The organism is Micrococcus sp. APC 4021 (assembly GCF_030407635.1).
In the GTDB taxonomy this organism is placed as follows: domain Bacteria; phylum Actinomycetota; class Actinomycetes; order Actinomycetales; family Micrococcaceae; genus Micrococcus; species Micrococcus luteus.
The window spans coordinates 19,061-28,124 of record NZ_JASDCZ010000017.1; the positions used below are offsets into that span (position 1 = coordinate 19,061).

Genomic DNA, 9,064 nt, shown 5'->3' on the forward strand with positions numbered 1-9,064 from the left:
CAGACTTCGGCCCATGACCGACATCACCTCCACCCCCGCGACCTCCGTCGCCGGCGATCCCCTGGCCTTCTACGTCCGCCTCGGCGAGCCCACCGTGGACGCCGACGGCGTCCGCACCTCCCGCGTGCGCTCCACCGTGCACGCCCAGGGCGCATGGCGGGAAGAGGAGATGCACATGGCCGCCGTCTCGGGCCTGCTGCTGCACGAGGTGGCTGCGCACGAGACCACTCCCGGGCTGCGGGTGGGACGGCTCTCCTACGACATCCTGGGCACGCTCTGGTCGGGCGAGCTCGAGGTGGTCACGCGCACCCTGCGTCCGGGCCGCACCATCGAGCTCGTCGAGTCCGTGCTCCACGCCCGGGGCCGCACCGTGCTGACCCTGCGCGCCTGGCTGCTGTCCACCTCGGACACCTCCGCCGTCGCCCAGCTGCCGGACGAGCCCCTCCCGCCGCGCTCGCAGGCGCAGTCGCACAACGCGCTCCACGGATGGGGAGGCGGGTACATCGCCTCCCTCGACGGCGTCGTCCTGCCCGGCCACGGGCCGGGCCACGGCCGGGTGTGGCTCACCACGGACCGCGAGATGGTGGCGGGGGAGAGCACGAGCGACCTGGTGCGCCTGATCAGCCTCACCGACGCGGCCAACGGGATCGCCCCGGCCCTGCCGGCGAAACCGGGCGGGTGGTTCTTCCCCAACGTGGACCTGCAGATCCACCTGTACCGCGAGCCCACCGGCCACTGGCTCGGCCTCGCGGGGCAGGTCACGGTGGGCCCGGACGGCGTGGGCCTGACCAGCACCGTCCTCCACGACGACGACGGCCCCTTCGCCCACGCCGAGCAGACCCTCACCCTGCGCTCCTGGCCGGCCGAGGGCGGCCTGTGAGCGCAGCTCCCCGGCTGCGCTGGGCCGTGCAGGAGCGGACCCTCGGGGCCGTCGAAGACCTCGACTGGGCCATGGACGAGCTGGCCGTCTTCCGCGCCGCCGCGGCCGAGGGAAGGGCCCTCGACGGCCTGATCCGCGTGTACGTGCCCGAACCGACGGTCGCGTTCGGCCAGCGCGACGCCCGGCTGCCCGGCTTCGAGGCCGCGGCCGCGGCGGCCCGCGCCCACGGCTTCGAGCCGGTGGTGCGCCGGGCCGGCGGACGGGCGGCGGCCTACCACCACGGCTGCCTGGTGGTGGACCACCTGAGCCAGCAGGAGGACGCGGCGCTCACGCAGCAGGCCCGGTTCGCGGAGTTCGCCGACCTGTTCGTGCGGGCGTTCGCGCGCATGGACGTGCCCGCCTCCGTGGGCGAGATTCCGGGGGAGTACTGCCCGGGCGAGTTCTCCGTGCAGGGTCCTGCGCCGACATACCCGGTGAAGCTGGCCGGCTCCGCGCAGCGGGTGGTGAAGGGGGCGTTCCTGTTCTCCACCCACGTGGTGGTGTCCGACCCCGCCCCGCTGCGGGCCGTGCTCGTCGACGTCTACCGGGAGCTCGGCCTGGACATGGATCCCCGTACGGCGGGCGCGGCCGAGGACGTGCGTCCCGGGGTGAGCGTTCCCGCGTTCGCCGCGGCCCTGCGGGAGGAGTACACGGCGTGGGCCGCCGCCGGGCTCGAGGTCGTGGACGAGCAGCTCGCCGTCCTCACCGCGGGCACCGCCGGCTGAGGGCACGGGCGGCCCGGCTGCGGGCGGCCCGTCAGGCCGTGAGATCCGCGATGATCTCCCGCTTGCGTCGCGGGGTGAAGCCGGCCGCCACGGCCGCCGCCCGGCGCGCCGCGTCCGTCCGGTACAGGGACCAGCCCCGCTGCACGAGGAACGGCACCGGCTTGCGGCGTTCGGCGACATCGCGCACGAACCGGCGGGCCGCCGTCGTGGTCCGCGCCTGGTCGATGTACCAGGCCGCGTAGCGGACTCCGGCCCGGTCCAGGGCGGCGGGCATGCGCTCGGCGAAGATGCCCTCCGCCACGATCACCCCGCCCGGCTCGAGCGCGACGGTGCTGTGCCCGCGGACGGAGGACGTGGAGATGTCGTAGTCGGGCACGCGCGTGGCGCCCTCCTCGAGCAGTTCGACGACCGCGTCCACGGCCGCCTGCTCATCCCACGTTCCGGGGTGGTCCCAGTCGATCTCGCCATACGGGGTGCGCGGGAACACGGGGCCGGGCCCACCCGCGGCGCCGTCGTCGGACTGCGGACGGTAGAACGCATCGAGCGAGAGGTGGGGTCGGCCGTGCTGCCGGGCCAGGTAGGACTTGCCGGAGCCCGACGCGCCGCCGAGCAGGATCACGGAGGGAGGTGGCGAGGCGGGGAGGATGGTCACGGGGGACCATTCTTCCCCACCTCGGCGCGTCCTCAGTGGCCGCGGTCGATCCACTCCTGCAGGTGCGGCTTCTCCGTGCCGATCGTGGTGGAGTCGCCGTGGCCGGTGTGGACCACGGTGGCCTCCGGCAGCGGGAGCAGGCGCTCGCGGATGGACTCGATGATCGTGTCGAAGTCCGAGTACGAGCGGCCGGTGGCGCCGGGCCCGCCCTGGAACAGGGTGTCGCCGGAGAACACGACGCCGGTCGGGGCGCCGTCGTCGCCGGCCTCGCCCAGGGCGGGGGCGTACAGGCAGACCGAGCCGGGGGAGTGACCGGGGGTGTGCAGCACCCGCAGCTCGACGCCAGCCACGCGCAGGACGTCGCCCTCGGCGAGCGCGCCGTCGGGCTCCTCGTCGGGGAAGACGTCGTCCCAGAGCATGCGGTCTGCGGGGTGGAGCAGCACGGGGGCGTCTACCATCTGGCGGAACTCCTGGACCTGGCGGATGTGGTCGTCGTGGCCGTGGGTGAGGACGATGGCCAGCACCTGGCGGCCGTTCACCTTCTTCCAGACGGCCGAGGCGTCGTGGGCCGGGTCGATGACGACGCATTGCTCCGCGCCGCCGACGATCCACACGTTGTTGTCCACGTCGAACGTCTCCCCGTCCAGGGAGAACGTGCCGGAGGTGACCAGGTGATCGATGCGCGCCATCAGAGCACCACCACCGAGCGCAGGACGTCGCCGGACTTCATCGTCTCGAAGGCCTCGTTCACCTCATCCAGGGCGATGGTCTCCGTGACGAACTCGTCCAGCGGCAGGCGGCCCAGGCGGTACTGGTCCACGAGCATCGGGAAGTCGCGCTCCGGCAGGCAGTCGCCGTACCACGAGGACTTCAGCGCGCCGCCGCGGCCGAACACCTCCGGCAGGGGCAGCTTCAGCTCCATGCCGGGGGTGGGCACGCCCACCAGGACGACGCGGCCGGCCAGGTCCCGGGCGTAGAACGCCTGCTCGTAGGTCTCCGGGCGGCCGACCGCCTCGATGACCACGTCGGCGCCGAAGCCGCCGGTCGCCGCGCGGATGGCCTCCACGGGGTCCTCGTCCTTCGAGTTCACGGTGTGGGTGGCGCCGAGCTCCTCGGCCTTCGCGAGCTTCTTGGCGTCGATGTCCACCGCGATGATCGTGGTGGCGCCGGCGAGCTTCGCCCCGGCGATCGCGGCCACGCCGACGCCGCCGCAGCCGATCACGGCCACGGACTCGCCGAGCTTGACCTCGCCGGTGTTGATGGCCGCGCCGATGCCGGCCATGATCCCGCAGCCGAGCAGGCCGACCGCGGCCTGTTCCTTGGGAGTGTCGACGCCGTCGACCTGGGTGCACTGCTTGGCGTGGACGAGCGTCTTGTCCGCGAACGCCCCGATGCCCAGGGCCGGGGACAGCTCCGTGCCGTCCTCGAGGGTCATCTTCTGGGTCGCGTTGTGGGTGTTGAAGCAGTACTTCGGCTCGCCCTTCCGGCACGCGCGGCACTCGCCGCACACGGCGCGCCAGTTGAGGATCACGGTGTCGCCGACCTTGACGTGGTCGACGCCCTCGCCGATCGCGGAGACCACACCCGTGGCCTCGTGGCCGAGCAGGTACGGGTACTCGTCCCCGATCCCGCCCTGCTGGTAGTGCAGATCCGTGTGGCAGACGCCGCAGGTCTTGATGTCGACGACGGCCTCGCCGGGTCCCGGATCGGGGATGACGATGGTCTCGACGGTGACGGGGGCGTCCTTCGCCATGGCGACGACGCCGCGGACCTTCTGGGACACGTTGTTCCTCCTGGTGGTGGGGTTCTGCCCGACGCCGCGCATGCGTGGGGCGGCGCGGCGTGCGGGCTCGTTCTGCCCATCCCATCACAGGACCCTGTGCGACGCATCGGTGAGCAGCCGGGGGCCTGGTGTGTGGCGTCACCGCAGTGGCCGGGGGAGACTGCAACCTGAGCCGCAACATCGATGTGAACGGAGGGGCGAACCGTGGCACGACATGGCAGAGACGAGGACGAGGCCCACGAGGCTCCAGCCGGGGCTCCGGCCGGTGCCGGCACGCTCGCTCAGTGGCGCATCCCACTGGTGGGGCTGCTGATCGGCGTCGGGCTGGGCGTGGTGTTCGGACTGGGCACCGAGAGGCCCTGGGGCACCGTGATCGGCTGCGCGATGATGGGCTTCGCCCTCGGCATCGCGTGGATGTATGTCGAGCGCGGCCGGGACGGGAGGGACCGCTGACGTGTGCGGCCGCTACGTGATGGCCCGCGCCACGAGCGACCTGGTGGCCCTGGGCGATGCCGAGGCGAATGAGGACCTGGTGCTGCGCCAGAGCTGGAACGTGGCGCCGACAGCCGAGGTGCCGATCCTCGTGGCGCACGCGGACGACGTCGGCGCCGGAGGCGCCCGTGGGGGCGACGGCGGTGCCGGGGTGACCCGGCGGATCCACGTGGCCCGCTGGGGCCTGGTGCCGCCGTGGGCGAAGGAGCTGTCCGTGGGGTCCCGTGCGTTCAACGCGCGCTCGGAGACCGTGGCCTCCAAGCCGACGTTCCGGGCCGCCGTCCGCGCCCGCCGCTGCGCCGTGCCGGTGGAGGGCTACTACGAGTGGAAGGCGCCGGAGCCTGGTGCCAAGGGTCCCGACGGGCGGGCCGCGAAGAAGCAGTCCTACTACGTGCACCCGGCCGGGGCCGGGGACGGCGAGGGGCCGGTCATCTGGTTCGCCGGCCTGTACGAGTGGTGGCAGGACCCCGAGGCCAAGGCCGCGGGGGAGGACGCCTGGGTCCTCTCGACGACGATCCTCACCATGGCCGCGCCCGACGCGGACGACGACGATCCGGTGCTCGCCGCGCTCGGCCAGCTGCACGACCGGCTGCCCGTGCCCATGGATGCCGAGACGATGGACCGGTGGCTCGCTCCGGACACGCTCGGGTCTGCCGAAGAAGCCGACGCCCTCGTGGGCCAGGTGTGCGCCGGCGCGTACGACGTCGCGGCGGGCTGGTCGCTGCGGCCCGTGGGGAGCGCCGTGGGGAACGTCCGGAACAACGGGCCAGAACTGATCCAGGAGATGAGAGAGCAGCAGGGAACGCTGCTCTGAGAGACGGGGCGACGGGGATGACCTGCCCGTGAGACGCGGAAGCGCGGTGCCGCGGTGAGGCCGGAGACGGTCATCTCCTGTTCACCCTGTCCGTGGGCGGCACCCCGGTGGCCGCCCTCGACGACGAGACCGCCGGCATTCCGGAGGGCAACAGAGGCCCCTCTGCCGGGCTCGTCTACGCGTGGGGCGAGCACAGCCGGGCCGACCCCGTGTTTGGGGACTACCCCGAGCGGGTCCTCGCGCTGAAGTACGCCGAGCCGGGCGTGGAGCTGCCATTGTGGTCCAAGCGCCAGGGCGACGACGCGTCGGTCGCGGAACTCTCGTGGGGTCCGCGCTGGGGCACCCTCTGGCGCGACACCGCGTTGGAATTTTCACCGGGTTTCACTACCTCGCCGACGCGACATACCCGACCGACGACCGCCTCGTTCGCGACTGGTCGCTGGACGGGGTGACCAGGAGTGAGGACGTCATCATCACCCAGGACGCGGAGCGGTCCGACGTCTTCGCACTCGTGGAGTCGCTCGCGGATGGGCAGAAGCCCCGGGCCCTGAACGTGCCGGCGGGGGAGGACGCCCACACGACCCCGGACACGGTCGAGACCGGGCGTGAGGTGCCGGCGGGCGCGCTCGGAGCGCTCGCGGCCGTCGGCGCGGGACTCGTGTTCCTGGCCCGGGGGTGGGTGCGCCGGGTCTGACGCACCTGCCCGACGAGTGGGCCGCGGGGCGGTGGACGGGAGACCGTCGGCCGCCCCGCGGTCTGTGCTCAGCCGGCCGGAGTGGATTCGATGGGGCCGGTGCAGCCCCAGGCTGAGGAGTCGACGCTGCAGTCATCGGCGACATTGCGGGTGATGGTGCGCCAGATGTCCGCGGTGACGGGGGCCGAGTCGAGGCTGATGGTGCCCGGGATGAGCACCCACTCGCCCCCGGCCTCCCGGTATTCGCCGATGTAGACGGTGGTGAGGCGGACCGTGTACTGCCCGGTGTCCTCGTACACGTGGCTCGTGGGGGTGGGGACGTTGAACTCCGGCTGGCTCTGGCCTGCGACCGAGGTGGTCTTGGTGGGGGACCCGTCCCCGTAGTCCCAGCGGAAGCTCACCGGCGTGGCGCGGAGTTCGACCTCGACCCCGTTGAGGGTGGTGACGAGCGTGCGCGTCTCGGCGTCTGCGTAGAAGTTGGTCTCCGCATTGCGGATCCCGCGTCCGCCATTGTCCGACCGGATCTCAGGCTTCAGCACGAGGAGCGTGCGGACCTCGTCGATGGAGACGGGCGGGGCGCCGTCTGTTGCTGGGCCTGGCGAAACCGCAGTAACGCATTCCGGCCGGCTGTAGTAGGGATCCCTATCTGGGCGAGTTGTGTCGACGAACTGCTCACGTACCCATGCCCCTTCTGGGCAAAAGGCCTCGGTCTGTTCGCGACACGTCCCAAAATCGGAATTGTTTTCTTGATTCGGGAAACAGGCGTCTACAGTGCGCTGCTCGATTGCCGGCTTTTCTCTGGCTCCTGGAGCGGTAACTTCGGATACCGGTTCGGAGGCCGGCTGAGGGGGCTGTGTTCGCGACTGTTTCTTGCACTGCGTTCGAATCCTAAATTCGACGTCTTCTCGCTTGCCGCTAATGGGAACATCGGTGCAGGTATTCGCGCGCTGTGCGTGCGCCGATGGCGCTTGAATCAGCGTTAGGGCGATGCAGGCAGTTGCTATTGCAATCAGAATACGCGAGATAGAAAGCATTATTGCGCATCCTGTTGATTTTGCATTTCATCGATCACCCAGTGGCCCTTGGAGGGTTCGTAGACTACGTCGGCCAGCCAGGTCTCGTCGTGAGTTTCCGCCCCACTGGCAGAGTCGTCTCTAACGCCCTGTGAGTCGAAGACATCTACAGCGGATGCGTCACGAACAAGAGTAGCGGTGTAGCCAAACTCTGACGGGGTGAGAGTTAACGATTTGATCGAGGTGTGCTCTCCCGTTGACCAGCCACCTTCTTTGTAGTGCTGGGCAGTTGAGTCGGATACGGCTTGGCAAAGCTCGCAGTATTCGCTGTATGTCGAATCAAAATCAGCAGTTTCCCCGGTCTGGTCGGTGTAGTAAATGGCCTCCCAGAAGTAGCGAATCGCCGCCTCGGCGCCCTCCTTGGTCTCTTCCTTCATGGCGGCGGGCATCTCCGGCTTGGGCACGTTCCGCGCGGGGCCGTCGGCAGACGCGGGCACGTATTCGCCGGACCCGCTCTCCGTGGCCGTGGGGGATGAGCTGACGCCCGCGGTCGCGCTCGTGCTCGCGGGCGCGGACGTCTCGACGGCGGGCTTGGCGGACGAGGGCGACGTCGTCGACGACTCGGCGGGCTCGGACTGCCCGCCGCAGGCGGTCAGCGTGAGCGCCAAGGCCACGCTGAGCGTGCCGGCCTGGGCGAATCGGTGGCGGCGCAGGGCGCGCCCGGGTGCGGTGAGAGACATTTCCCCTCCAACTGGATGTCCGTCGTGTGTCCGCGCCTCCCGCGCTGATCCCGCAGTGCGGTGCCCGTGGTATGCGAGGCCCGGTTGGTTCGGAGTATACGCAGACGGATTGTGGTCCTGCTCGCATTGTCCACAGGGCCGTGCCGGCGCACTTCTTCCGGCCCAGAGACGATTTTCTCGTGCATGTGCGCCCCAGGGTCGGGTTCGAGACCCACGGCCAGGACTCGGTCAGCCGGCCTCACGAAAGGGCGTTCCCGGCCTCGCCCGTCTCGGGGTCATGCGTCCTTAACGTGTCCGGCGGCTGCCCTACGTTCGCACCCATCGCATTCGAACACATGTTCGAGTACGATCGGGGGTGCGGCCCCACCTTCCCACTTCTTCCCCGCGTCCGGTCCGCCGGACGGGCCGCGCTCCCATCGCCCGACGGCACCCCGTCGTCGGTCCGGTCAGCAGTGCACAGGGAGAGAAGCAGAATGGGAGTCCTCACACAGTCGGTGGCGGTGGAGTGCGGGGCAGACGGCACCCCGCAGGGGCTGCGCTGGAACGGGCGGGACTACGTCCTCGCAGAGCGCCCCATGCGCTGGTTCGAGCGGCGCCGCTGGTGGGCGGAGGAGGTCCGCGCGGAGAAGGGCCGCGGCGCCGGTCTCGTGGACCACGAGATGTGGCGGCTGCAGGTCCGCCTGGCCCGGGCCGGCGCCGCGCCCCTGCAGACCCTCGACGTCGCCCACCACCTGGACTCCGGCCGGTGGCGGCTCGTGCGCGTCCACGAGCACGCCCAGGATCTGAGGCGGTCGGCATGAGCCGGGCCGCCGCGGCCGGACGCACCGTCGCACCCTTCGCCCACCTGCACGTCGCCTCCGCGTTCAGCGCCCACTACGGGGTCAGCTGGCCCGAGGACCTCGTGGCCGCCGCCGCGGCCGCGGACATGGACCTGCTGGCCTGCACCGACCGGGACGGGCTCTACGGCATGGCCAAACACGTGGGCGCCTGCCTGCGCCACGGCATCACCCCGATCGTGGGCGTGGACCTGGCCGTCCGGTGGAGCGAGGACGAGGACGCCGGCCGCGTGGTCGTGCTGGCCCGAGGAGGCTGCCACGGCTCCGGCTACCGCTCCCTGTGCGAGCTCGTCTCCGCCGCCCACGCCCGCACCACCGGGGGAGCGGCAGGTGGCAGCCCCTGGGCCAGCGTCGCCGAGCTCGCCGCCGCGGCGGCCGGCCGTGTCCCCACCGCCG

General features: G+C 71.2%; 13 protein-coding genes. 8 read left to right on the plus strand and 5 right to left on the minus strand.

Annotated elements, in window-relative coordinates; translation table 11 throughout:
• Positions 1-13 precede the first annotated feature (13 nt).
• Both QL983_RS02955 and QL983_RS02960 read left to right on the plus strand, forming a co-directional pair.
• Positions 14-880 carry a thioesterase family protein gene (locus QL983_RS02955; RefSeq protein ID WP_036313183.1) on the plus strand — a complete coding sequence of 289 codons (867 nt, stop codon included), beginning with the start codon at positions 14-16 and terminating at the stop codon, positions 878-880.
• Positions 877-1,644 carry a lipoate--protein ligase family protein gene (locus tag QL983_RS02960; RefSeq protein ID WP_036313186.1) on the plus strand — a complete coding sequence of 256 codons (768 nt, stop codon included), beginning with the start codon at positions 877-879 and terminating at the stop codon, positions 1,642-1,644. The genes QL983_RS02955 and QL983_RS02960 overlap by 4 nt, the downstream gene beginning before the upstream one ends.
• A 31-nt stretch (positions 1,645-1,675) precedes the next feature.
• Here QL983_RS02960 and QL983_RS02965 read toward each other — a convergent pair whose 3' ends face one another.
• From QL983_RS02965 to QL983_RS02975, 3 genes are read right to left on the minus strand one after another with little or no spacing between them, the layout of a single operon-like run.
• Positions 1,676-2,296, minus strand: a complete 621-nt coding sequence (locus QL983_RS02965) for a uridine kinase (RefSeq protein ID WP_036313189.1) — start codon at positions 2,294-2,296, stop codon at positions 1,676-1,678.
• A 32-nt stretch (positions 2,297-2,328) separates the two neighbouring features.
• Positions 2,329-2,985: an MBL fold metallo-hydrolase gene (locus QL983_RS02970; RefSeq protein WP_036313191.1), complete on the minus strand. Its 657-nt coding sequence runs from the start codon at positions 2,983-2,985 to the stop codon at positions 2,329-2,331.
• Complete coding sequence (locus QL983_RS02975; RefSeq protein ID WP_036313193.1) at positions 2,985-4,079, minus strand: S-(hydroxymethyl)mycothiol dehydrogenase; 1,095 nt, start codon at positions 4,077-4,079, stop codon at positions 2,985-2,987. The genes QL983_RS02970 and QL983_RS02975 overlap by 1 nt, the downstream gene beginning before the upstream one ends.
• Positions 4,080-4,283: 204 nt before the next feature.
• On the opposite strand from QL983_RS02975, the gene QL983_RS02980 reads away from it, so the two are divergent.
• The 4 genes from QL983_RS02980 to QL983_RS02995 all read left to right on the plus strand — a co-directional run bounded on the left by QL983_RS02980 (position 4,284) and on the right by QL983_RS02995 (position 6,079).
• Complete coding sequence (locus tag QL983_RS02980) at positions 4,284-4,532, plus strand: hypothetical protein (RefSeq protein ID WP_036313195.1); 249 nt, start codon at positions 4,284-4,286, stop codon at positions 4,530-4,532.
• Position 4,533: 1 nt separating this feature from the next.
• Positions 4,534-5,385, plus strand: a complete 852-nt coding sequence (locus QL983_RS02985; RefSeq protein ID WP_036313197.1) for an SOS response-associated peptidase — start codon at positions 4,534-4,536, stop codon at positions 5,383-5,385.
• 92 nt (positions 5,386-5,477) lie between these two features.
• Complete coding sequence (locus QL983_RS02990) at positions 5,478-5,837, plus strand: hypothetical protein (protein WP_020628069.1); 360 nt, start codon at positions 5,478-5,480, stop codon at positions 5,835-5,837.
• The gene (locus QL983_RS02995; RefSeq protein ID WP_036313199.1) at positions 5,834-6,079 is read left to right on the plus strand and encodes a hypothetical protein; all 246 of its coding nucleotides are present in this window, start codon (positions 5,834-5,836) and stop codon (positions 6,077-6,079) included. The genes QL983_RS02990 and QL983_RS02995 overlap by 4 nt, the downstream gene beginning before the upstream one ends.
• Before the next feature lie 68 nt (positions 6,080-6,147).
• Here QL983_RS02995 and QL983_RS03000 read toward each other — a convergent pair whose 3' ends face one another.
• Positions 6,148-6,618, minus strand: coding sequence for a PKD domain-containing protein (locus QL983_RS03000; protein WP_036313201.1), 471 nt, complete (start codon positions 6,616-6,618; stop codon positions 6,148-6,150).
• A 494-nt stretch (positions 6,619-7,112) separates the two neighbouring features.
• Entirely contained in the window at positions 7,113-7,832 is a 720-nt protein-coding gene (locus tag QL983_RS03005; RefSeq protein WP_036313203.1) for a DUF6318 family protein, read from the minus strand.
• Between the two features lie 473 nt (positions 7,833-8,305).
• Here QL983_RS03005 and QL983_RS03010 point away from each other — a divergent pair, with 473 nt between their 5' ends.
• Positions 8,306-8,632, plus strand: coding sequence for a DUF6504 family protein (locus QL983_RS03010; RefSeq protein ID WP_036313205.1), 327 nt, complete (start codon positions 8,306-8,308; stop codon positions 8,630-8,632).
• A partial coding sequence (locus QL983_RS03015; RefSeq protein ID WP_290151187.1) for a PHP domain-containing protein occupies positions 8,629-9,064 on the plus strand: 436 nt, incomplete at its 3' end. The genes QL983_RS03010 and QL983_RS03015, both read left to right, overlap by 4 nt.